Source organism: Vibrio sp. AND4 (assembly GCF_000171815.1).
In the GTDB taxonomy this organism is placed as follows: Bacteria; Pseudomonadota; Gammaproteobacteria; order Enterobacterales; family Vibrionaceae; genus Vibrio.
In genome coordinates, this window is sequence record NZ_ABGR01000002.1 from 22,029 (window position 1) to 46,641 (window position 24,613).

Sequence of the window (24,613 nt, forward strand, 5' to 3'; positions counted from 1 at the left end):
AGCAGAGCCATCGTTTTGTGAAGCCTGTCGTTCTTAAACGATTTTGCAAATACCTGAGCTATTGTGTAACGCTTAAGGCTATTGCAGAGCAGGCAAAATTTTGGACAGCTTATCTAACGTTTCTTGATATTCTGCTGAACAATCACTATCAGCAACGACCCCACCACCAGCCCAGGCAAAGAGCTTGTGATCTTCTGCCACTAACGTACGAATCGTGATGCTGGTGTCCATGCGGCCGTGGCGTGAAATGTAACCAATACTGCCACAGTAGGCGCTGCGACGATGAGGCTCTAACTCTTCAATGATTTGCATCGCACGTACCTTTGGCGCACCGGTAATGGAACCGCCCGGAAAGCAAGCACGAAGGAGGTCAGCAGCGCGATATTGGCTATCCAAGTTCGCTCGAATGGTGCTGACTAAATGATGAACGGCTGGGAAGGTCTCGATATCAAACAACTTCGGGACATGCACACTTCCAGGTGACGCGACACGACCGATGTCGTTACGCAGCAGATCGACGATCATTAAGTTTTCAGCTTGGTCTTTTTCTGCACACTGCAAGTCGAGCGCGTTCGCTTGGTCAAGTTCGATATTTTGGCTTCGTGGTCGTGTTCCTTTAATTGGTTTGGTTTCAATAACGTTATCTTTTAGTTCCAAAAAACGCTCCGGCGACACGCTTAAAATCGCCGAATGAGGCATGCGAATAAACGCCGAGAAAGGGGCTTGGTTCGCCGATTCTAGCTTAGTATACGCTTGCCACTCACTACCTCGATAGCTGGCATTAAAACGTTGCGCCAAGTTGATTTGGTAGCAATCGCCACTGAGTAAATAGTCTTGGACGCGTGCAAAACGTGCAGCGTAAGACGCCTGTGTCATATTCGATTGCCAATCGCCGAGCAGCGTGAAATTGTCAACCTTGTCAGGAGACGGAGTATTGAGCGATCGCCAAGCTTGTTCAATATTTTGACCAACCAGACACGCTTTTTTGAGCTTGTGATCGACCACCAGTGCCCATTGATATAACCCGACTGCCATATCGGGTGTTTGCAAGTCTTTGATTGAAAGTTGGGGCATGGATTCTACTCGGCGCCCCAAATCATAACTGAAATAACCCAGTGCACCGCCGATAAACGGCAGATCCCATTTGGCATCTAACTCAAGGTTTGGTAAAAGTTTTTGTTGAAGTTCGTCTAACAGTGAGAATGGATCGTCTTGCGAGATATATTGCTGCGTTGTTGTCTTAACGTGAGTCTCGTTGGCAATGGTTTCCAGAGTCGCAATTGGATCGGCCACCAATATGTCGAATCGGCTGTCGATATGTGTCTTCGAAGCCGAGCGTAAAAGCATTGACCAAGGTTGGCTTTCAATACGAGAAAATAGAGTAATGGCGAGGTCGTCGGCGTAATCCAAAGCCTTAAAATCAAACAATTGCGTATCCATGTTGTTCATTTGTTTAAATTGTGACAAAGAGTTCGTTCACTGCATGGTATGTCATGGGCAGCAAGAGTATCATATCCATCTGTATAGCCAAACTACCTCTATACAATGGCTTTGAGGTGGTTTTAGTATACGAGCAGGCAACTTCAATAATTCGTGTGTCGATATCAGCCTTTCGACTACTTTTTCATTTGGTGCATTGTTCTCATAAGATGACATCTTCTCACGAGATGAATGGTTTACAAGAGACGATTTTCTTAATTGAAACTAATCGTTCACATAAAACGAAGCTCATTTATGAACAGTGCGCCCAACAAAAACGTAAGCTCAACAAACACGACAGAAGCCAAGCCGATAATGGAAGCAAAGCATAACAATAATGAGGCATGCAATGACGGTAATACGCACGCAGGATGTCATCAGCAGTGTTGCTGATGCGCTACAGTATATTTCTTACTATCACCCGCTAGACTTTGTTCAAGCGCTTGAAAAAGCCTACCACCGTGAAGAGAGCCAGGCAGCGAAAGACGCTATCGCTCAGATCCTAATTAACTCCCGTATGTCGGCAGAGGGCCATCGACCGATTTGTCAGGACACTGGTATCGTGACGTGTTTCGTCAACATCGGTATGGGCGTTCAATGGGACTCAACCGACATGACGGTTCAACAGATGGTGGATGAGGGCGTTAGACAGGCGTACACAAATCCGGACAACCCATTGCGTGCCTCGGTTCTTATGGACCCTGCGGGCAAGCGAATCAATACTAAAGACAACACGCCAGCGGTCGTACATATCAATATGGTGCCAGGCGATAACGTTGAGATTCAAATCGCAGCCAAAGGTGGTGGCAGCGAAAACAAAACCAAGATGGTGATGCTAAACCCGTCTGATGACATTGCTGAATGGGTAGAGAAAACACTACCAGCAATGGGGGCAGGTTGGTGTCCACCAGGGATGCTGGGTATTGGCATCGGCGGCACCGCTGAAAAAGCAGCGGTACTGGCAAAAGAGTCTCTGATGGAACACATCGACATTCAAGAACTGATCGATCGTGGTCCTCAAAACGCCGAAGAAACGCTTCGTCTTGATATCTTTAACCGTGTAAACAAGCTTGGTATTGGTGCGCAAGGTTTGGGTGGTTTAACAACGGTTGTAGACGTGAAGATCAAAACGGCGCCAACGCATGCTGCGTCTAAGCCCGTATGCTTGATTCCAAACTGCGCTGCAACTCGCCATGTACATTTCACGCTTGATGGCAACGGTCCTGCTGAGCTAACACCACCAAAGCTAGAAGATTGGCCAGACATTACTTGGGAGGCTGGCGAAAATACGCGTCGCGTTAACCTAGATACAGTAACCAAAGAAGACGTTCAAGAGTGGAAAACCGGTGAAACCGTGCTGTTATCGGGCAAAATTCTTACTGGTCGTGATGCGGCACACAAACGCATTCAGGGCATGCTAGAAGCGGGCGAAGGTCTGCCTGAAGGCGTCGATCTTAAAGGTAAGTTCATTTACTACGTAGGCCCAGTAGATGCTGTTGGTGACGAAGTTGTTGGACCGGCAGGCCCTACAACCTCCACGCGCATGGATAAGTTCACTGACATGATGTTAGAGCAAACAGGCATTATGGGGATGATAGGTAAAGCAGAGCGTGGCCCTGCAACGGTTGAATCCATCAAAAACCACAAAGCAGTTTACCTGATGGCAGTCGGCGGCGCTGCTTACTTAGTTGCGAAAGCCATCAAGAAAGCACGTGTTGTTGCTTTCGAAGATTTAGGTATGGAAGCCATCTACGAGTTTGAAGTTGAAGATATGCCTGTTACTGTGGCCGTGGATTCCAATGGCGTGAATGCACACCAAATTGGACCTGATACTTGGAAGGTGAAAATCCAAGAGATGGAAGCATAAGCTGCGACGTTTTTGCTTCATTGCTTTGGCACTGAATTAAGTTATCGCCTGCATGTGAGACTTGCATTGTTGAGCATTAGGCGGACGTCTTAATAAAGAGAATGTGACAAAGTGCTGATTTACCTAGCAAACATTTGACAAAAGTGCAGCGAAAGCTGCACTTTTTGTCTATATAATTAGATGTAAACGATTAAGCATAGCAAATCCTGTTGTTATGCTGACCATGATTAGGAGACGGCATGCCTCGTTTTATTCAAATCCTACAAATAGTTCTTGCTGTTGTGGTTGGTAGCTTTGTGGGCTACGACTTGATTCTTCACGGCATCAGTATCTTCGATGAAAAATACGTTGCGATCACCTGTGTTTTACTGTTGATACTAGAGATTGCTTTGTTCGTGATTTACAAGCTGATAGAAGACGATTAGGCCGTGCCGAAAGTCGTGATGATCCTTTAGCCTCTGAAACTTTCAGGGGCTTTTTCGTTTAAGGAAATAGGTTTGCAGTGAATGCGTTGTTCATCTTGGATTAAGGTTGCTAGCATTACACTGCGTGGCAAGAATTGATGAGATAAATAAAAAGTATGAAAAGAATAACGCAAGAAGTGAATGACTTTATCAGCCGAGGCATGGATTCCAATGTCCGCATTGCTGTAACGGGACTATCGCGCGCGGGTAAGACGGCCTTCATTACTTCTCTGGTTAATCAATTGCTGCATACCGCCACTCACGACAACTTGCCGTTGCTTAATGCAGCGCGCGATAAGCGTTTAATTGGTGCTAAACGTGAGCCTCAAGCCAATATGATGGTGCCACGTTTCGCTTATGATGATGCAATGAGTCAAATTCATGCCACGCCCCCACAGTGGCCAGTGCCGACCCGCGACGTCAGTGAGATTCGATTGGCGCTGAAATACAAGCCGAACAAAACCACCAAAAAGCTGTTGAGCAAAACCGCCGTGTTGAATGTCGACATCATTGACTATCCGGGGGAGTGGTTACTCGACTTACCTTTGCTCGATATGGACTTTGCAACGTGGTCGCAGACGCAATTTGAAGCCTTGAAAGGGCGACGCAACGAGCTTGCTATTGATTGGTTATCTGATCTAGAGGCACTCGATGTAAATGCAGCACTGGATGAAAAACAGCTCGAGAGCCTTGCCAAGACGTACACCGACTACTTACATGCTTGTAAAGATAGCGGCTTACATTGGGTTCAACCTGGGCGTTTTGTTCTGCCCGGTGAGCTTGACGGTGCGCCAGTATTGCAATTTTTCCCATGTCGATTCGATGCTGAGACGAAACCTGTCAAAGGCAGCAATTTAGCGATGCTAGAAGCGCGTTATCATGAATACCAACAGAAAGTCGTGAAGGCATTTTACAAGCATCACTTTGCCACCTTTGACCGCCAGATAGTGTTGGTGGATTGCTTACAACCTCTGAACGCAGGTGATGAGGCGTTTTATGATATGCGCCAAGCGCTTGAACAAATCATGCACAGCTTCCGTTATGGACGCAGTAGTTTCTTGCGCCGTTTGTTCTCACCAAAAATCGACAGAGTGTTGTTTGCGGCAACAAAAGCTGATCATGTCACACCGGATCAGCATCCTCACTTGGTCTCCTTACTTCAACAAATGGTGCATCCAGCATGGCAAACCGCTGCGTACGAAAACATAGAAATGAGCTGCATGAGCATTGCTTCGATTCAAGCAACCACCACTGGTTTTATCACGTCGGGAGATAAAAGTGTGCCAGCGCTACAAGGCACCACGCTTGATGGCGAGCCAATGACTATGTTTCCCGGAGAGGTGCCGAAGAAGTTACCTAATGCGGCCTATTGGCAAAACAGTGGTTTTGATTTTACTTCTTTCCGACCAATGCCGTCAGAAACGGATGAGCCGATGAAACATATCCGACTCGACAAAGCGTTGGAATACCTATTGGGAGACAAATTGAAATGAGCGAACTAAAACAAAAGCAAGTCTTCAAAGAAAAAGTAATGAACGGTGATGGAGAAGACGTATCCCCAGAGCTGAATGCGCAGAAGGCCTTTTCCGATCAAGAAACCTTTGTACCTGTTGAGATCGAAGAGCAACAAGAAGACACGGAACAGGCGTTGCAACTCGAACAGGTTATTCGCCCGAAAGCGGGCCGTAAATGGCTAACAACAGGGCTCTTTGCCACCTTCGCTGGTTTAGTTGGTTGGCAAGCGCTCGATTCTGTTATTAGTGCGGCACAAACGGCCGATTGGCTCGCGCTCGGTTGGGCAGGCTTTATTGCAGCCCTCAGCACTCTCGGTTTAGGGGCGCTCGGCAGAGAGTTATGGAAGCTACGCAAGCTTCGTAACCACTTCAGTGTACAACAAGAGAGTGAAGCGCTTGTTGATAGCCAGAGCGTCGGCAAAGGGAAGGCGTTTTGTGAAAAGGTCGCGGAGCAAAGTGGCGTACTGGCGGAGAGTCCCGGTTTTGATCGTTGGAAAAACAGCGTGACCCCAGCTCACAGTGACGCAGAAATTCTAGATATGTACGATTCCATGGTCGTTAGCCAGCAAGACAAGCTCGCAACCAAAATTGTTTCTCAGCATGCAACCGAATCCGCAGCCTTGGTGGCCGTTAGCCCATTAGCAGCTGCAGATATGTTGCTGGTGGCATGGCGCAACTTCAAAATGATCGATAACCTTTCTAAGGTGTACGGTGTTGAACTTGGCTACGCTTCTCGAATCACACTACTGCGTACGGTATTCGTCAACATGGCAGCGGCGGGCGCGAGTGAGCTTGCCATTGATGCCAGTATGGATTTGATGTCGATGGATCTTGCCGGGAAAGTCTCTGCACGGGCAGGGCAAGGGCTTGGAGTGGGTATCTTGACCGCTCGACTGGGTCTGAAATCCATGGGGCTGCTTCGTCCTTTACCATGGTATCCAGAACGACAAGTGAAACTCGGTGCGATTCGTAAAGAGGTTGTGGCGAAAGTGGCATCAATCACGATGAAACCTTAACTAATATCATCTTTGACTGTGAGGATGACTTGACGCGATTCCACGCTTGCGAGAAACTACTGTCAACTTTTCCTGACAGTTGTTAATTGGGATTTTTTCAGTGCGTCTTGAAGTCTTTTGTGAAGATAGACTCGGTCTAACCCGAGAACTGCTCGATATTTTAGCGTCTAAAAGCATCGACTTACGTGGTATTGAAATTGATATTAGTGGCATTATTTACTTAAACTGCCCAGATATTGATTTTGATACCTTCAGTGAGTTGATGGCAGAGATCCGCCGTATTCCGGGGGTCAAAGACGTGCGTAAAATCCAATTTATGCCAGTGGAGCGCCACAATACGGAGCTGCTTTCTTTGGTGGATAATCTTCCTGATCCCGTGTTTGCTATCGACCTTAAAGGTGCCGTAGACATGGCGAATATGGCAGCACTGTCTCTACTTGGTCAGCATAAGCAAGATGTGATAGGCACCCAAATCGGTGTCCTGTTACCAAGCGTGCACTTTTCTCGCTGGTCTGAGGGCGTTAATGTGCGCACTCGCGAAAGCTTAGTGATTGACGGTTTAGACTATATCCTTGAACTCATGCCAGTCTACATTGAAGATGAAGCGCAGAACTCTACGTTAGCCAGTACCTTGATGACGATACGCTCCAGTCAGCATAGTGCACAAATTGAAGAAACCTTGCCGCTTAACAACCAGTTAGGCTTCGAGCATTTTGTTGGCTTGTCGAATCGCCACAAAGCCTTGATCAACCAAGCAAAGAAATTATCTGTCCTCGATCAGCCTCTACTGATTGAAGGGGAAACAGGAACGGGCAAAGAGATGCTAGCAAAGGCATGCCATGGGCGTTCTGGGCGGGCAAGTAGGCCGTTCCTTGTGTTGAGTTGCGCGTCGATGCCAGATGATGTGGCTGAAACTGAGCTATTTGGTCATGCGCCGGGATCGTTTAATCATGAGCTGGGCCATAAAGGTATTTTCGAACAAGCAAATGGTGGCACTGTCTTCCTGGATGAGATTGGCGAGATGAGCTCTCACCTGCAAATCAAACTGCTGCGCTTTTTACAAGACGGAAACTTCCGCCGTGTGGGTGCCGAAGACGAGATGCACGTTGATGTGCGTATCATCGCATCGACGAAACATGCCTTGGCTGAGCTTGCTGAAGCAGGTAAGTTCCGCGAGGACTTATATTATCGCCTGAATGTTCTCACCTTAACTATTCCGCCTCTGCGTAAGCGCTCGAATGACATTGCGCCATTGTTAGACTTGTTTGTTTTGAAGCACGCCCAGCAACTTGGTATTGCTAAGCCAAGGTTAGATGAAGACTTGGTGGATGCGCTCGCGAACTATCAATGGCCGGGCAATATGCGTCAGCTCGATAATATGGTTTTGCGTGCATTGACCGAGATGGATGGGGACGTGCTCAAAGCCGAGAACTTTAAGCTGCCTCAGCCACAAGCACTGGGCGGTTCGAGTACGACCTTAAACCTCGATGGTTCACTTGATGAAATAATGCGAGATTACGAATCACAGATCTTAGAGCGTTTATATCAATCCTTCCCATCAAGCCGTAAGCTCGCTAAGCGATTGAATGTGTCTCATACCTCTATCGCGAACAAATTACGCGATTATGGTATCCGCAAAAGCTAGGGCATTCATAGTTATACCAGGATACCCGTAAATGAATCTGAAATTAGATGGACATGTCATTCATAATGGAAGATAAAAGCTCTTCTGTCGCCGTTTATAAGTTGGATGGCGATTTGCTTCTACGTACCGCAGAAATTAGTGACGCCGATATGATCGCTGAGTATTTTCAGAATAATCGAGCCTATTTAGCGCCATTCGAGCCAAAACGAGAAGAAGCGTTCTACACCGTAAATGGTTGGTTACAAAAACTGATAAAGTTGAATGAGCTACATCGCCTAGGGCTTGGCTATTATTGTCTACTTGTTCATGCTGAATCTGGTAAAATGCTCGGCACTCTCTCTTTCAGTAGCCTTAGCCGTTTTCCGTTATACGCCTGCAATGTGGGTTACTCGCTCGCAGAAGATGTACAGGGTAACGGCTATATGCGTCGCGCGTTAAAAATGGGGTGTGACTATATGTTTGGTGTGCAGAAGATGCATCGTATCCAAGCGGGTTACATGCCACACAATAAGCGCAGTGAGGCAGTCTTGCAGCAGGTTGGGTTTGAAAGAGAAGGTTACGCAAAGGGCTACTTGTTGATCGACGGTGAGTGGCGAGACCATGTGTTAACGTCACTGACCAACCCGCACTGGACCGCAGAGCCTCGATAAATATAAGTATTGCTTGCAACATTAACGCAATGCTTGAGAAATCAAAGTAATACTTGGCCATAATGTCGTAAAGATCGACGCAGACGCCCCCTTTGTTTATGATATGCAGCTTCAAAAGAGCAACAAGAACGTATTTAAAAGCCGCAGAGCGTTTGCTTGGTATGTTGCCGAGCGATAAAGGTGATGAACGGTTTGTTCTGGGTAAAGAGCATGGCGTAACGTGTGTTTAAGCGTTAACCAGTAAGAATAGAATAGAATAGAATAGAATAGAATTGAATCTGGCTCTGTCTCACGATGAAACAGAACCAAAAAAATGATTGAAGAGGCCACCGAAAAGGGTTGGCTGAAGTCGTAATAAAGGAGACTGAATGTCTTATTTGCCTTTGGACGAATACCAAAGAAAATGGATTTTTACTCACCAGTCAATGCCAATGCCTGAAGAAGAGCTCGAGTTTATCAAGCCGATGAATCAAGCTCGCGCCGCGCAGTTCTGGAAAGAGAATATTAGTGCACAAAGCCCGGATATGGACCGCTTGAGTTCATCAGACTGGCCGATGAAAGAGTCTAACTGGTCTGAAAAAGTCGATTGGATGACGGCTTGGGAAGCTGATGCACCTGAGTTACCGGAAGAAGTCGCGCACTTTATTGATTGGCAGGATGACGTGACAGTGTACTTCTGTTACGAGAAATACAACGTGATTGAGACAAAGTGGTCAACGTTTAAAAAGCACTGGAAGAATTTCCTGTTCTATGACGATGGCCCCATTCTCATTGGTCGTCGCCGCACTCAAGCACTTTGGTTTGATTCTAAAGGCAAGGTGAAATTGGGCGAACGTCAATAACGTAAACTATTTGAAGAGGCCACCTACGTATTTTCTAATACCTCGGTGGCTTTTTATATCTGCAGGTTTGATGGAGGGCTCAACGTTCCTTTTGCACCAAGTTCGATCATATGGTTGTCGAGCTAGCTGGTTTTTATAGTCACTTCGTAACTTATTATTTTTAAGCATTCGTTGTAAACATGCATACCCGATCTTTTATATTGCCCGTTTAGTCACGACTTGTTCTACCACTGTGCCAGCCGCTTTGAAGACTACTCGCAATACAGTTGATCAGTTTAAACGCTTTAGTACAGAAACGTTTTAGTGATTTTGCTAAACTAAGGGAATAAAAATTAGCTGGCGAATGACACAACTTCAATTAGAAAAAACTACCTGACTCTATTGCCTTTCCCTGTCAACTTATGCTGGTTCAATTTCACATCGACCAACTAAACGCTATGCAATCTAACTAGTATAAATTGAGGTGACATTATGTCAGGCTATCTAACTAGAATTAAAACGAAGATTCCTTACTCTGATAAAGAAGTGGATATCGCCGTCAACGGTAAAACACTGATCTTAATTGGTGGAAACGGCTGTGGTAAAACTCAACTACTAAGCCATGTGTACAAAAAATTACATGATCGTGTGGTAGAAAAAGACAACTTTTCGATAGAGCAGCTTCAACAACTTATTTCAAGCTACGAGCAAGCTATTGAGCGCAGTGGGCCTACCAATCGCTCGTACGGTTCTTGGGTCAAGAGTCTGGAAGAGGCTAAGAAGCAGATGGAAGAGCAAGAGAACCCTTCAATCGACTTATATGACCTTGAAGACTTCGTGCTAAAGTACAAAGAGCTCAGTGCTGTTCTTCTTCAATTTGAGGCAGGTAGGAAGTCAGACATTCTAAAACCATATTCTGTTTCTCCAATCGAGAGTCTCAAAGAGAAGGACCTACATACCGTTTCACATTCACATGAACAGAAAACGATCTCTTCAATCTTCGAAGAGGTCCTGTTAACGAGCATAGCGAACCAAGCATTTTCCGAATCCAAGAAAATCAACAATAACCCCGAAGAAGCTAAACGGATTGAGCGATGGTTTAACAAGTTAGAGGCTGACTTACAGGACCTTTTTGAAGATGACGAACTTAAACTCGTTTTTAAGCCTGACTCATTCTCTTTCAAAATCCATCAACCGAACAGAATACCTTATACATTCCAAACATTGTCATCTGGCTTTTCTTCTATCATGGCAGTCTACGCTGACTTAATTGCTAAGGTTTCTCTGCGTTCAATAGATCCAGAAGAGTTAACTGGTGTCGTCATGATTGACGGGATTGATGCTCACCTTCATGTCACACTACAAAAGAAAATACTATCGTTTCTAACAAGAGCTTTTCCTAAAGTTCAGTTTATCGTTACTACTCATTCGCCATTTGTTGTCTCATCTGTTGATGATGCTGTCATTTATGACTTATCTAAACTAGAGCAAGTTGAAGACCTATCTATGTACTCATACGAAGCAATACTTGAAGGCTTGTTTGGTGTACTTCCAATTTCTAACTTACTTCAACAAAACATCGAAGCTCTAGCTAAGCTATCAGAAAAACATTCGATTAACCTTGATGAGGTTCAACCACTTTTAGGTAAGCTACCGCAAGATGAAGATTCATTGGATTCTGAATGACTCTATTTTAAACCCTTGCAATGCTCTCAACGGCATTGAGAAAATTCGTTTCACCATAAGCGCGCAGTGGTAATTGTTAAGTTGCTGAACTAACGAGGTTTACCACGTTTGTCTTGCTTACTTTGCTTCCACTTGTGAATGGCTTCTTCATCAATCCAGAAGGTGAGTGAGCCACGGTTGATTAGGGCTTTGTTGTACTGTTTCCAATTCGTTATTTTGTAGCGAAGTTTCGGCATGGGGCTAAGGTAATTAATTTACTTAGCTGATCAGTTCGTAAGTGTCTGATTTAGTTTCCTCGAATTACGCAACAGAGTCGAACTATTTTGCTTAGCTACTCTGAGAGTTTGAGTTAAATCATTTGAAAAAGAATGCGTAGGGAGTCGCATGTAAGCTATTTTTCGAACCGCCTCTCGGCATTTGGCCATACCTGAGCAGGGGTTCATTCGTATTACCTGGTTATTAATTACCTTGTATATTTTACCATCAACAGAAAACTCTTGTGGCTTTTGGGCATGGTTATTTTTCACATAATCATGCGCTTGTGCTTTTGCCATTCTTGTCGATAAACATTCTGGAATCCTCATAATCTCACACTCTCGTTTGATAATAATTAGTCTCAATATTTTCCTGAACTTTTTTATGGTTTGAGCTTGAAACATGCACTTGCCAATCAACGAGGTACGCAATCTCATTGCTGACTTTCCTTGCATCAATTTCACTCAAAGAAAGACATCGATGGGTGGTCAATCCGACATCTTCAATCCACGCAAGTTGAGGATTTTCACCAATCAGAGAATCGTTGCTATGTTTAAAAAAATTTGGTTGGCTAATTCTTTATCTGCTGACTCTGAATCTTCGGTTAACTGCGTTAGCAAAATTACCTTGTTATTAGATTCATCTATTTTCAAGACGATGAGCGTAGTGTCGTTTATCAAAAGGTCGCAGGTATTTGCTTAATCAAGTTCCAATGAATGCAGTCCTAGGTTACGGGCTATATCCATAACGAAAAGGGAAAGTGATTTGTTCGACATACTAAAACCCTGTTTTTAATATTTCAGTCAATTGTAAATACTCAAATGTATCGGTATATCATGTCCAAGAAATAAAATTGTTTATAATAGGAAGATTTTATTTGCGATTTCTGGTTTTTCATTTGAGGAACGCGTTTTATTTTCCCTTGAGTGATCGAAGACACACAAAAAATTCAACTAGGTTTGGCCTGTGTTCTAATAAAGTTGAGCCAAACTACATAACAGAATAAATTACTGCTTAGCCGAATAGCCTTGTGGTTCTCTACACACCAGATTAGAGAATAAAATTATTGTTATAAATACACTTTTGCTGCATAAAAATAATCAATGTTTAATTAGCTTTATTTGGGGAGTTTACGGACGATTGGATACGCTAATTTGTTCATCGAAGCTAACAACGGGGCATTTCTGAGTTAGAAACCGCCTCGTGGAGGCTCTGTACAAAAGTTACTTAAGAATTCTACTCAAATTAGTAAAGAATGAATAAATTTAAGCAAAGGCATTACTTAATTCAGTTTCAAAAATTGCTGGTACGGGTCACATATTGTCAAATATGTTGTATGGAAGATCATGCTGTAGCCTGTTGATTAGCCGCCACTTCTTTCACTCCATCGTTGCACACTAAAACTAATGATACACTGCCAATTCTATTTTTCCAAGGAGTAGCTCTATTCTTACTGACCAATTGATGAAAATACATCAAAGAACCTAAACAAAGACTCTAGTTCTTCGAAGTTGTCATCACCACGAGATTCTCGCTGCACTAAGAAGAGAAGTAACTCAACAAACAAGAAGCCTATGGTTCGACTGTGAAAGACGGAATCAACGTCACTTGGTAGCACGTATTGCGCATTGCTGTAGATGCCGTAAGGATTCGAGTGGGTGTTAGTAATAACAGTAACGTGAGCATTTTTACTGTTGAAATATTTAGTGATGTCTAAAACTAGGGGATTAAAGCGATAGTAGGAAAAGGCAATTAGAATATCCTCTTCTTTGAGACCAAGCAGTGTTTTAGGCAGTTCGCCTTTATCGAGAGGTAATAAGATGACGCCGGTTCGGCTGTATTTCAGTAGTGTTGAGAAGTGAATCGCTAACGCACGCGATGAAGCAGGACCGACGACGTAAATGGTGCGACTTTTATCGGCGATCAGTTTGGCGAGTTGCTCAAGCTCGTTGATATCCAAATCTTTAGCAAACTGGTCGATCAGTTGGCTCACATTGCCGATATAGCGTAATGCATCTTCTTTTGTATTAGTGTCCTGAACCTGCAATCTTGCTTTGCTAGCATCGATTGGCGTAACGATGTCATGAGCAATTAAATCTTGTTTTAACGCACGCTTAAATGCCGAATAACCAGTATATCCGAGCTTATTCAAATAGCGGCCTATCGTCGCTTTGCTTACCTTGGCCTTCTGAGCGAGGTCGATGATGCCGTAATAAGACAATTCACCGAAGTGCTCAATAATAAATGCGTTAAGTGCAGCTTCAGAGCCAGTAAAAGGTTGAAGCTGCTCTGCCAATTGTTTGTAGGAGGCTAAATCGAGATGATCTTTCATAAAGCTCAATCGTGGTTCGTTGCATTGATGAGAAGATTAGCACAGTAGGATGCGTGCTTTGTGTTTTGCTGCTTGAAAGGTGATCTTTGTAAGGCTAATGGTCTTCTGCCCGATTGGACAGAAGACCACAACTTTGGAGCTACTCGTTATCTCAGAACTACTTGTTATCGTGGAACCTCTGAACGGTTTCCCATGCTACGGTCTGCAACTTTTTCGCCGTTTCTGGAGACATATCAGTATCAACTGGAATGGCGCCGCCTACCGGTGATTGATTGTATAGCGTTGCAAAGAATACTGATGCTGCTAGATAGGTGCCTTCAAGTGATGGGTGCTTACCATCGCTATGATAAAGATTGATCTCCGGGTATTGGTTGATGCTTTGTGCAAAGGCCAACCCTACGGGCGCCACATATCCTCCCGTTTTTTTAGCGATATCTTGATACGCACTCGATAGCGCAGTTGTCTGCTCTGGATGAGACTGTTGAGCCCACGTCATAAAATAGACCACCTTAGAGCCTGCATCATGCGCGATTTTCGACATGGTTTTTGCCGATTTCTCAAAGTAGTCACGTGATGACGCTTTTTTAGAGATAGGCTCCATTGAGTTGCCTTGGAATATGACCACATCCCAATCTTTCAACGTATTTTGAAAACGTAGATTTGGCTCATGCCAACCTAAGCGACCACTTGAAATAGTAATACCTCGGTAGCTATAACCTTTCGCGTTATTTGGCAACAAAGAGCGCGTTAAATCACGTAGTCGGGTATTTAAGTTATTGTTGTAATGTGTGTACGAGTTTCCGTAAATCGCAACAATTTTGTTGTCACCGTCCATCGTTGCAGTTGGTGATGGTGCGATAAAAGTATCGGCATTTACCGCAAAGCTACCGAGTGCGATAGCTGCGGCGATTAGATGGGTTTTAAATAGTTTTTTCATCGTAATTCCTTAAAAGTCGTAGCGCAGTCCAAGTGTGATTGCATCGTCATCACTGTCTTTATTTTTGGAGGCGAGTTCTCGGTCGTAGGTTAATGATAAGTAGGTGCGTCGGGCTAATGTCCACTGGCCCTCTACGCGCCAATCCTCTTTCTCGTAGATGTCCTCGTCTTTTTGGTCTAGGAAGCTGTAACCCGCTAACACTTTGAAGCTATTCCATTTATATGCGACGATGGAATCCATTCCGAAATATTTATCTTCACTTCCTCCATCTTCATTGATCTTGACGTAATCAGCGGTAACACCAAACGTGACACCTTTTAAAGACAGTTCTATGCCACCCATAATTTGATCGTGTTGCTCACGCTTGGTATCAGTATTGCTTTCATCACGGTTGAATTGACTGATTGCGAGAGCAGGAGATAATTTGAAACCATCGCCTTTATAATTCATTCGGTAACTGGCCAACATGCCGTTATCAAGACGGTCATTCTCACCATTTCCCATTACATAAGCGGCTTGAAATTCATGAATTCCAAAGTTGCCGTTGTACTGTAAAGTTGCGTCTTGGCGGTTATATTTGTAAGAAGTATCAATGGACGAAATGCCATAGTTATAGATGCCGGGAGTGTAGTTTTTGTATTTGTCGGTCATTTTCATAACCTGATACATTGGGTTTTTAGTGCGGCCAAAGATCACCATACCCCAATTACTATTCTCGATACCTAAGTAATTGTATCGAGCTTCTAAGTCTTCACCCTCGTCAAGGCGAGTATCATTTGTTTCTGTGCGCATTTGCCATTCAAATTTACCAATGACTCGGCTATTTTCAATTGCGCTTAGCTCTCTACTCATATTAAAACCAAGGCGACCACTCATTCTTCCTGACCAATCGTCTTCGCTGGCAAAACTTTCGTCTCCTTTAGCTATCTGACCTTCTAATCGACCGTAGATGTCTAGTTTGTTGGTTTCATCATCATAAACGTTTTGTGCCTGAGCGAACGACGCGAGGCATAGGGTAGGTAAAAGGGTTAAGAGAGTTTTAGTTCTAGTCATTATGCTCATTCCATGCTTGTTATTGGAAACGGTTGCATCGTAATGAGTGGTTTGGTTAAAAAATAAGGGAATTTCCGCTTCCCTTTTTAAATATTGATAGATCTCTTATTTCAGTTTGATTTTGTTATCTGAGTCATCCGTTTGGCTCTATAACTTTCGATAAAGACCCGAAAAGCTAAGGAGAGAGCGCTAATAATGTGGTGAGACTGTGACCCAGTTAAAGCTATTGTTATAAATTATGAACAAAATACGCATGTGATGAGAAAGAAAAATTCCCACTGCTTTATTTGATGCTAAAAGTATGATGCGAAAAGAACAAACTTTATATAATTCATTGCCTTATTAAGTTGTTGGAAGGTGGGAATAATGGGAAATTCAATTTCTCATTACGAGCTGATCAAGAAAATTAGAGCAAAATTGAGTGATGTGTTTTTATTTAAATTGTGATCGAGGTTGCTCGAAGGATAGAGACATAAGGGTGAATCACGACAACTATTTAAATAAGTGGTGATTTAACGAGCGGTAAAGAAGGGGAGTTTTAATTGCCTCACACTTTTTCTAGAGAAAGGGCACTTCCCATGTTGCTACTAGGCCCTAAGAAACAAGATAGCGGTGACTCGATACTTAAAAAAAGGTGAAACATATGGTCGCTCTACTCGCTCTGCCGATTGTTTTCGGGGCAGGATTCCTAATCATCAAGAAGTACAATACACAAGCAGTATTGTTCGGCTCTGGTATTTTAATGATGCTGATAGGCTTCATTGTTGGTGGCCCTGATTTCTTACCAAAAGGGGTAAGCTCTTCAGGTGCTACCGTGGTTGACTTCTTTTTGGTGATTAAATCGATTTCTTCCTCAACATTGGCCAAGCTTGGTTTAATCATCATGGCGGTAGGTGGTTTCTCGAAATACATGGGTTATATCGGTGCAGCAAACGCGCTGGTTAAAGTGACGACTAAACCGCTCTCCGTGATTAATAACCCATACATCATCCTCGCTCTTGCTTATATTTTGGGCCAGTTTTTGAACGTATTTATCCCAAGCGCCGTTGGTCTGGCGATGTTGCTTTTGGTTGCCTTATATCCCGTTTTGGTGGGGATTGGTTGCACCCCTGCATCGGTAGCTGCAGTACTTGCAACAACCGCATGTTTGGATTTAGGGCCTGCTTCTGGAGCGTCCAATAAAGCCGCAGAAGTAATTGGTATTGATGCCGCTTCTTACTTTGTTGAACATCAACTGTTTGTCGGAGTGTGTACGGCAATTGTGATTGCGGTTCTGCATTTTGTTTGTCAAAAATGGTTTGATAAACGGGATGAAGCCAATGGTATTTCTTACGAACTGCAAGCTAAAGAAGACACTTCTCGCGAGGCGCCAGTATGGTTTGCTGCATTGCCTGTTCTTCCTCTTGTACTCCTTCTGACATTCAGCAAGTTCGCGATTACGTCTGTCAAGATTGATGTCGTCACTGCGATGTTTATTAGTTTGGCAGTTGCTATGGTGTGCGATTACCTTTATTCAAAAGATGGCAAAGCGGTTGCAGCCTCACTTAAGGTTTATTTACAAGGCATGGGTGATGTGTTCGCTGGTGTTGTCTCGCTAATTATCGCTGCACAAACTTTTGTTGTGGGGCTTAAAGCAATTGGCTTTATTTCCGGTATGTTGGGTGTTGCCACGCACCTTGGTTTTGGTTACACCATGATGGTGATCATGCTAGTCGCTATCATAGGTGTTACGGCATTAATGTCAGGCTCCGGTAATGCGGCGTTCTTCAGCTTTTCCAATTTAGCTCCGGATGTAGCGACGCACGTTGGTGTCTCAACGGCGGCCCTTGCACTTCCAATGCAGTTGTCAGCTGGTATTTTCCGTTCTTTTTCTCCGGTTGCGGGCGTTGTAATTGCATGTGCTGGCGTGGCGGGTATTCCTCCCACTGAGCTAGTCAAACGAACCGCGATTCCAATGATGGGCGGTTTGATTACTGTTCTTCTAATTACATTTATTGGCGCATAGGAAAGAAGATATGCATGGCTCAAACACTTCCGTCTTTGACTCGACACTCTATTCGCCACTGTTCACACAGGCCGAAATGAAACGTATTTGGTCAGACGAAAACTTGATTCGTACTTGGTTAACTTTTGAGGTTTCAATCGCCGAAGTGCAAGCAGAGTTGGGATTGATTCCTTGCTCTGCTGTCGCCTCGATTGATCACGTATGTAATTTACAAAATATAGATTGGGAACGGTTAGCGCGAGAGACTCAAGAGGTCGGTATGGCAATCAAACCGCTTGTTGATCAGCTTGCTGAGCTTGGCGGCGAAGACGTCAAAAAGTACTTACATTGGGGATGTACGACACAAGATTTGCTCGATACAAGTTTAGCAATGCGAGTTAAGCAGACTCTGGACATTGTTCGTGGACAATTAGTGACATTAGGCAATCAGTTAAAGCTGATGGCGTTAAAACACAAACAAACGGTCATGGTGGCTAGAACCAACGCTATGGACGCTTTACCGACGACTTGGGGGCTTCAAGTGAGCAGTTACCTCCAAGAGATCTCTCGTCATATAGTGCGCCTTGATGAGATTTACCCAAGAGCAACAACTGGAATGTATGGTGGGGCTGTCGGTAATTTGTCTTCGATTGGAGAAGAAGGGCTTCACGTTCGCAAACGCCTGTTTGCTAAATTGCAGCTTACAGAACCAAAAGGGCTCGGAAATGCGAGCTTGGATCATATCGCGGAACTCGTCCAGTTCTTTGCGCTGGTGCATGGTTCCTTGTGTCGTATCGCGAATGATACCGAAACCATGGGTAGGGCTTCGATTGGTGAAGTGCGTGAGGGTGAGGCGGGCGGAAGTTCAAGCACTATGCCTCACAAAGCGAATCCCCGCGGAGCCAATATGATCCAAACTCTATCTCGAATGGGGTGGATGTACGCTTCGGGAGCGCCAAATTTAATGGATCAGCGAGACGTTCGTTCTGCTTCTATGCGTGTATTGAATTGGAGTTTGGTTCCTGAGGCTTCACTTGCGTTATCGACATCATTAGAAAGAGCCGAGCGTCTCATGGCAAACCTCATTGTTAATGAGAGCAAAATGCTTGAGAACTTCTCAGCTTCTCGTAACTTCATTATGTCTGAAGCGGTGATGATGAAGGTGGCAGCAAAAGTAGGCAGAGCTGATGGCTATAACAAAGTCAAAGTGGCTATTGCGAATGCGCCAGAGCACGGTGAACTCGCAAATGTGCTCAAGCAAGATCACGGTGTTTCCGCGATACTTTCTTCAGGTGAAATTGAAGCTGCGTGCGACCCTAAACACTACTTAGGTTGTAACGAAACCTTGATAGACGAAGCGATAGAACAATACCAAAAGGTGGCTGGCGAATGTTAAAGAAACTCTTTATACGACAAGCGGGCAATACACTGCTTAATACACCATTGCTCAATAAGGGTAGTGCTTTTTCATTGGAAGAACGTAAGAGCTTTAATCTCACTGGGCTTTTACCCGCGAACATCGAGAGTATTGATGAACAGGCCAGTCGAGCATATGAGCAGTTCTCGCTGTTTTCCTCTTCGATGGATAAACACATCTACCTACGCAATATTCAAGATACCAACGAGACGCTCTACTACAAACTCATTAATCAACATATCGAAGAGATGATGCCGATCATATACACGCCAACGGTAGGAGATGCATGTCAAAAATTCTCTCAGATCTACCGCCGTAACCGTGGTTTGTTTTTGAGTTTTGACGACAAAGATGAGCTTGAAGAATTGTTAAACAATGCGCCTAATACTGACGTGAAAGTGATCGTTATTACGGATGGTGAGCGAATACTTGGTCTGGGTGACCAAGGCATTGGAGGCATGGGAATTCCAATTGGAAAGCTTGCCTTGTACACGGCATGTGGCGGGATCAATCCTGAACATACTTTGCCGATAGTGTTGGATGTTGGAACAAACAACTCAGCGCTTCTCTCTGATCCAATGTACATGGGATGGCGTCATCCTCGTATTTCTGGCGAGCAATACTATGACTTTGTTGATGATTGCTTAAAAGCCATTCGTCAACGATGGCCTGATGCTCTGATTCAATTTGAAGACTTCGCACAAACAAACGCGATGCCTCTGCTTACTCGCTATCAAGATAAGTTTTGCTGCTTTAATGATGACATACAAGGCACTGCCTCCGTCACGGTAGGAACATTACTGGCTGCTGCGAATGTTATGGGTAAAAAACTTTCTGATCAGAAAGTGGTTTTTGCAGGCGCGGGATCGGCAGGTTGTGGCATTGCTGAGGCGGTAGTTGCTCAAATGATGGCAGAAGGCATATCAGAACAGCAGGCGCGTAACCAAGTATTTATGGTCGACCGATGGGGAATGCTAGAGCAAGGCATGACGGGGTTACTTGATTTCCAGAAGAACCTTTCTCAACCTGTTTCGATGAGAAAAACGTGGGGAATTCAAGCAAATAATGAGATCAGTTTACTTGATGTAATCCAGCATGCTAAACCAGATGTTCTTATCGGTGTGACAGGCGTACCGGGATTGTTTAACCAAGCGATTATCGAGAGCATGGCAACAGGGTGTGAGCGACCTGTTGTGATGCCACTTTCAAACCCAACCAGCCGCGTAGAGGCGAAGCCAAGCGATATCATTACTTGGACGAAAGGCAAAGCCATTGTCGCAACGGGTAGTCCATTTCCTGATGTTATATTCGAAGGGCAGCGTTATCCTATCGCTCAATGTAACAACAGTTATATCTTCCCTGGTGTGGGACTTGGTGTTATTAGTGCGAGTGCGAAGCGAGTTACAAATGAGATGTTACAGCAGGCTAGTATTACACTTGCTCTGATGTCTCCAATGCTAGAAGGGAAGAATTCATTATTGCCTCCACTCAGTGATATTCAAGCGGTTTCGAGAAAAATTGCCTTGGAGGTAGCGAAAAAGGCTGTCGAGCAGGGTAAGGCTAATGATAGGACAGAGGAACGTTTACAGGAAAGAATTGACGAAGAATTTTGGTCTGCCCAATATTGTGAATATCGAAGAATAGCCTCTTAACCCGATTGGTATGGCTGGGCTACAAGCACGTACCTGAAGTTGCGACCAGCATCATTGGCGTACTGTTCATACTCGGTGCGCTGCACTACCTTAAATTCCACATGGGTGTGGAATTTAAGGTCGCATGTTACGCGTTTGCAGGCCTTGTATTATTTAATCCGATTTTCGGCATTAACTGGCGACTGTCCATCAGTAGCTTGTTGAAGTTGTTGCCTATTTTAGTCATCTATTAATATGTTTTTGATGGTTTTAGGAATTGCAGTTAGTTTTATAAAATGTCATGTAAGTGAAATTTTATGGTTAAGTTTGCCGCAATCAGGATGACACTCACGAATATGCAATTATCTGCTTTCTTTGCATGGTAATGATAATTAATGTCGTTTGATGTGTTAAATAATAGTAGGAGTGAATGATGATTGGTAAATCATTGAGTGTGGCAATTTTACTTGTTCTAGCGATGAACACAAAGTTTGTCCTGGCGAATAATGATAGACCTGATCAACATAGTGACGAGTATGCAGACTATGTTGTAAATACAGGAGCAGACCAGCAATTGACTTACTCTCAACTGGTTGCACTTTCTTCTGCAATATCGAGATCAGTTGTTTCTAGTTACGGGAGTATAGCTGATCGTCATACTTCAGCAGCAATCGAATATACATTGATAGATGCACTATTTAATTCACCAACATTCCAACATTCTGTCGCGTTTGGTTTAAATAATAATAGAGAAAATGTGGGTCAAATTCTATTTACTAATGAGTATGAAATTAGCGAGGAGCGAGAAGGAGATTTTTCTGATGTAGATGATGTTGAAATCGACGATATCGCATATTCTGACGCTGATCAGGTTCCTTTAATTGCAAGTCATGAGGCCCGAGAAGATGATTATGGTAATCCAGTCGTAAATATTGGTGCAGCCCCTCGTATTGATTCCAGTGAATACTCTTGGTGGCAAGAAGCGTTAATTCATGAAGTGATTCATCATATTACGGGGTCTTCGGATACTGATGAAGTAGATAGGCATGGGCCCACTGAAATTTTAGCTCAAAGAATCGCAAATGAACTTCATTGGCCAATACCAATCTTTAAAGGATATGCGGACCCTGAGAGAACCCAAGCTTTAAAAGAACGTAATTTTCAGGCTCTGCTTCATACTATCCATCGACATCCTTATGAAGCAGAGGCGCTGCTGAATAGACTGGCTACGATTTCCAGTGGTTTGAAAGCTTCACCTAGATTTAGCTTACTCACTTCCTTCTGCTCATCAGGTATCATTGATTTACCCAAACTCCCTGATTTTGATGATGATGATTTCAGTATGGGGGCCGCTTTTTTTACCGGTGCTAGTGCCAGTAGCTCAGGTAGTTGTAGCCTAGATGCAGCAGGACGAGTCGATCCGGTGAGTTCTTCAATCACATTTGAAGGTGGGCAATTGCTGATTCAAAGAGATCTGAAAAACCTCAACTTGCTCGTGGCAGAATTAGCTTTTATGAGAGCTAAAAATAAAGGGGGATTTTACAGTAAGAAGTCGAAATCTTGGAAACATTGGTATAAAGATTCCGCATGGAAGCACCTGTTTGGTTACGGTATCTATGGATACGGTCTGGAAGAAGCTAATGGAAATTCTATTTATGATCCGTATGGCTTAACTTTTAATGATGGTTCATTTTCTATTGGTGTCGTTGGTCAAGATGTGAATAAAAATACCATTAGTGATAATTTCACGAGGTTAGCAGGTACTAATTGGCATACTATAAAGTACGCTGGCCAAATGTTTTTTGACAAGAATGGAAGACCTGTTGTACTCGTTATCACTGACGCTTTGACTGGTGGATTTGGTTCCGGATGGTCTTTTATATATAATAATGGCAAATGGCAATATGAATCCAAAGATGACTGGGATGATCGTTTTTTTAAAGGCTCGACATTATCATTGGATCCTCACGCACCAAAATTTAAACTTTAGTGCCCATTACTAATTGTGGAAGCTTTAAAAACATCTAAGGTTACTGCCACTGAAGTAAAAAGTATTTTACCAAGCCTTAAAGCAGTACATGTGATCTGATTTAAAAGGCAGCCGGACTTATTTCTGCTGCCTTTATTTCCTAAAATTAAGGTTAACTCATTAGGTTTTTACTGAATACTGTTACCTTGCTGTTCGAATCACACACGTCACATCTAAGAGCATAATAAGGAGCGAGTTTTCAACTTGCGTTTACTCGTCACAATCAAGTTTGTCACGCTTTTATTTATATACTGATTATTTATAAAAGTGGTTGATACATAATCGTCTAAAATCTTCATTTATTAAAAATTTTACCTGTGAATAACTTTCTTGTTTAGATAATAGTCTCTTAAAGTGTACTATGTTGGACGAAATTTTTGAGAGGGGAATATTTTGTCTGAGTGTAAGTACCTTCATCAGGTAAGTTTGTTTATACGCCATAACTTCACGTCTAAGGGATGCGAGTTAACCAGTCCGATCGCGTTAGATCGATATCCTCAGAATAGTAAGTATCAAGCTCTTGAGTTCTCAATCGATGGAAAAAAAGTACTTTACAGAAAGGGCAATGTTACACCAGATAGACCAGGTAATTTTCTATCAATATGGAAGAGGCCTGAAGAAAATAGTATCCATCCGGGAAAGACGATGCCTTACGAAGAGCATTATTTGGATTATCTTTTCGTTGAGGTTGGTGATTACGAAACATCGAAGAGAGGTATTTATATCTTCCCGTTGGCTGTTTTGATTAATAAGGGAATCGTAACATCAAACAAAACTAAAGGGAAAATGGCCTTGAGAGTTTTTCCACCTTGGACTTCAAGCCGCGGAGAGTTGAAGTCGAAAGTATTTTCCGATTCAGCAAAGAAAACCCAGAAGTGGCAGAGTCGTTTCTTTTTATGGATTGAAGATAATGAGATTGTTGACTTAGACAAGTGCAACAATATTTTCAGTGACTTAAATTAGGTTGATTTACTGTTTTTATAAAAGAGAAATGAACATAATATTTCGTTAAAGATCAGGTACCACTACGCCTTCTAAATGCGTGTTTGAGCACACAAATTCATACTGACTTTCTATTTTTTTCAGAAAGATAAGTGCTAGCATGTATACTTTATTTTTGATTGAAAAAGGGTGGTAGTTGGCCTGAAAGACGGTAAAAGACCGTATCTCAAGTGTTATTTGGTTGCACTAAAACGGAGAAAATCAATTGATAGAATTTAAAACAATCGGCTTATTCTTTGTTACGGCAATCGCGGAGATATTGGGTTGTTACTTACCTTATCTCTGGTTAAAAGAGGACAAGTCAATTTGGCTTTTGGTACCTGCAGCGTTCTTTTTAGCGTTATTCGCATGGTTGCTATCTCTTCACCCAACTGCGGCGGGCAGAGTTTATGCGGCGTATGGTGGCGTCTATATTTTTGTCGCCATCATTTGGCTTTGGGTAGTAGATGGTATCCGTCCTAGTTTATGGGATGCACTAGGCGTGTCGGTAGCACTGTTAGGTATGGCAATCATAATGTTCGCGCCCAGAACCACATAACATCTTGGATGTTCAAATATTGAGATCACGATGAATTTTATCAGTAAGTTTAAAATAAGCGTTCTTTTCTGTATCAGTGGAATTTTGTGTTTAATTGCTTATCACGTTATCGGTTCATCTATAGATGAGAACGGTTTCTTAGTTGAGCCATTTGGGTTAATTCCTTTATTTTGGTTTTTTCAGTTACTCGCATTGGTGGCTTTGGTTGTCACTTTCGCCAAACTTAGAAAAGCAGACTAAACCGGATGGCGAGGCTACAAGTAAACGAGGGTTCTTCGTTATAAAAAGTATTA

Annotated in this window: 19 protein-coding genes and 2 pseudogenes; 16 read left to right on the forward strand and 5 right to left on the reverse strand. The window is 43.4% G+C overall.

From position 1 onward, the window contains the following. Nucleotides 1-78: 78 nt before the first annotated feature. A complete protein-coding gene (gene pabB / locus AND4_RS02880) occupies nt 79-1,440 on the reverse strand; it encodes an aminodeoxychorismate synthase component I (protein WP_086026776.1) in 1,362 nt (453 codons plus the stop codon). Nucleotides 1,441-1,828: 388 nt separating this feature from the next. Between pabB and AND4_RS02890 the strand changes: the two genes are divergently transcribed. From AND4_RS02890 to AND4_RS02925, 8 genes are all read left to right on the forward strand, one after another. Next, complete coding sequence (locus AND4_RS02890; RefSeq protein WP_009841401.1) at nt 1,829-3,346, forward strand: fumarate hydratase; 1,518 nt, start codon at nt 1,829-1,831, stop codon at nt 3,344-3,346. A gap of 239 nt (nt 3,347-3,585) precedes the next feature. After that, complete coding sequence (locus AND4_RS02895; RefSeq protein ID WP_009841402.1) at nt 3,586-3,771, forward strand: hypothetical protein; 186 nt, start codon at nt 3,586-3,588, stop codon at nt 3,769-3,771. A 155-nt stretch (nt 3,772-3,926) separates the two neighbouring features. After that, nucleotides 3,927-5,303: a YcjX family protein gene (locus AND4_RS02900; RefSeq protein ID WP_009841403.1), complete on the forward strand. Its 1,377-nt coding sequence runs from the start codon at nt 3,927-3,929 to the stop codon at nt 5,301-5,303. Continuing rightward, on the forward strand, nt 5,300-6,340 hold the full coding sequence (locus tag AND4_RS02905; protein ID WP_009841404.1) for a TIGR01620 family protein: 1,041 nt from the start codon (nt 5,300-5,302) through the stop codon (nt 6,338-6,340). The genes AND4_RS02900 and AND4_RS02905 overlap by 4 nt, the downstream gene beginning before the upstream one ends. A gap of 100 nt (nt 6,341-6,440) precedes the next feature. Continuing rightward, nucleotides 6,441-7,985 carry a transcriptional regulator TyrR gene (gene tyrR, locus AND4_RS02910; RefSeq protein ID WP_009841405.1) on the forward strand — a complete coding sequence of 515 codons (1,545 nt, stop codon included), beginning with the start codon at nt 6,441-6,443 and terminating at the stop codon, nt 7,983-7,985. A gap of 65 nt (nt 7,986-8,050) precedes the next feature. Continuing rightward, on the forward strand, nt 8,051-8,635 hold the full coding sequence (rimJ, locus tag AND4_RS02915) for a ribosomal protein S5-alanine N-acetyltransferase (RefSeq protein ID WP_009841406.1): 585 nt from the start codon (nt 8,051-8,053) through the stop codon (nt 8,633-8,635). Nucleotides 8,636-9,003: 368 nt separating this feature from the next. Further along, a complete protein-coding gene (locus AND4_RS02920; protein WP_009841407.1) occupies nt 9,004-9,477 on the forward strand; it encodes a DUF2947 domain-containing protein in 474 nt (157 codons plus the stop codon). 471 nt (nt 9,478-9,948) lie between these two features. Next, on the forward strand, nt 9,949-11,142 hold the full coding sequence (locus AND4_RS02925; protein ID WP_009841408.1) for an AAA family ATPase: 1,194 nt from the start codon (nt 9,949-9,951) through the stop codon (nt 11,140-11,142). Nucleotides 11,143-11,151: 9 nt separating this feature from the next. On the opposite strand, the pseudogene AND4_RS19385 reads toward AND4_RS02925, so the two are convergent. The 4 genes and pseudogenes from AND4_RS19385 to AND4_RS02950 form a co-directional block, all read right to left on the reverse strand. Beyond that, nucleotides 11,152-11,378 (reverse strand): annotated as a pseudogene (locus tag AND4_RS19385) (transposase); the annotation flags it as partial. A gap of 1,469 nt (nt 11,379-12,847) precedes the next feature. After that, complete coding sequence (locus tag AND4_RS02940) at nt 12,848-13,729, reverse strand: MurR/RpiR family transcriptional regulator (protein ID WP_009841412.1); 882 nt, start codon at nt 13,727-13,729, stop codon at nt 12,848-12,850. Nucleotides 13,730-13,886: 157 nt separating this feature from the next. Further along, nucleotides 13,887-14,666 (reverse strand): DUF4886 domain-containing protein, encoded by a 780-nt coding sequence (locus tag AND4_RS02945; protein ID WP_009841413.1) that lies wholly within the window; start codon nt 14,664-14,666, stop codon nt 13,887-13,889. Between the two features lie 9 nt (nt 14,667-14,675). Beyond that, entirely contained in the window at nt 14,676-15,719 is a 1,044-nt protein-coding gene (locus AND4_RS02950) for a porin (protein WP_009841414.1), read from the reverse strand. A gap of 643 nt (nt 15,720-16,362) precedes the next feature. Here AND4_RS02950 and dcuC point away from each other — a divergent pair. The 8 genes and pseudogenes from dcuC to AND4_RS02990 all read left to right on the forward strand — a co-directional run bounded on the left by dcuC (nt 16,363) and on the right by AND4_RS02990 (nt 24,560). Continuing rightward, complete coding sequence (gene dcuC, locus AND4_RS02955) at nt 16,363-17,724, forward strand: C4-dicarboxylate transporter DcuC (protein WP_009841415.1); 1,362 nt, start codon at nt 16,363-16,365, stop codon at nt 17,722-17,724. Nucleotides 17,725-17,734: 10 nt separating this feature from the next. Then, a complete protein-coding gene (locus tag AND4_RS02960) occupies nt 17,735-19,099 on the forward strand; it encodes an adenylosuccinate lyase family protein (protein ID WP_009841416.1) in 1,365 nt (454 codons plus the stop codon). After that, nucleotides 19,093-20,772, forward strand: a complete 1,680-nt coding sequence (locus AND4_RS02965) for an NAD-dependent malic enzyme (RefSeq protein WP_009841417.1) — start codon at nt 19,093-19,095, stop codon at nt 20,770-20,772. Before AND4_RS02960 ends, AND4_RS02965 begins: the two co-directional genes overlap by 7 nt. A 20-nt stretch (nt 20,773-20,792) precedes the next feature. Beyond that, a pseudogene (locus tag AND4_RS20420) lies at nt 20,793-21,005 on the forward strand (hypothetical protein); the annotation flags it as partial. A 176-nt stretch (nt 21,006-21,181) separates the two neighbouring features. Beyond that, complete coding sequence (locus AND4_RS02975) at nt 21,182-22,741, forward strand: M85 family metallopeptidase (protein WP_241210236.1); 1,560 nt, start codon at nt 21,182-21,184, stop codon at nt 22,739-22,741. Between the two features lie 471 nt (nt 22,742-23,212). After that, entirely contained in the window at nt 23,213-23,743 is a 531-nt protein-coding gene (locus AND4_RS02980; protein WP_052297987.1) for a MepB family protein, read from the forward strand. 244 nt (nt 23,744-23,987) lie between these two features. Further along, on the forward strand, nt 23,988-24,320 hold the full coding sequence (locus AND4_RS02985) for a YnfA family protein (protein ID WP_009841421.1): 333 nt from the start codon (nt 23,988-23,990) through the stop codon (nt 24,318-24,320). Between the two features lie 30 nt (nt 24,321-24,350). Beyond that, the gene (locus AND4_RS02990) at nt 24,351-24,560 is read left to right on the forward strand and encodes a DUF3955 domain-containing protein (RefSeq protein ID WP_009841422.1); all 210 of its coding nucleotides are present in this window, start codon (nt 24,351-24,353) and stop codon (nt 24,558-24,560) included. Nucleotides 24,561-24,613: the final 53 nt, after the last annotated feature.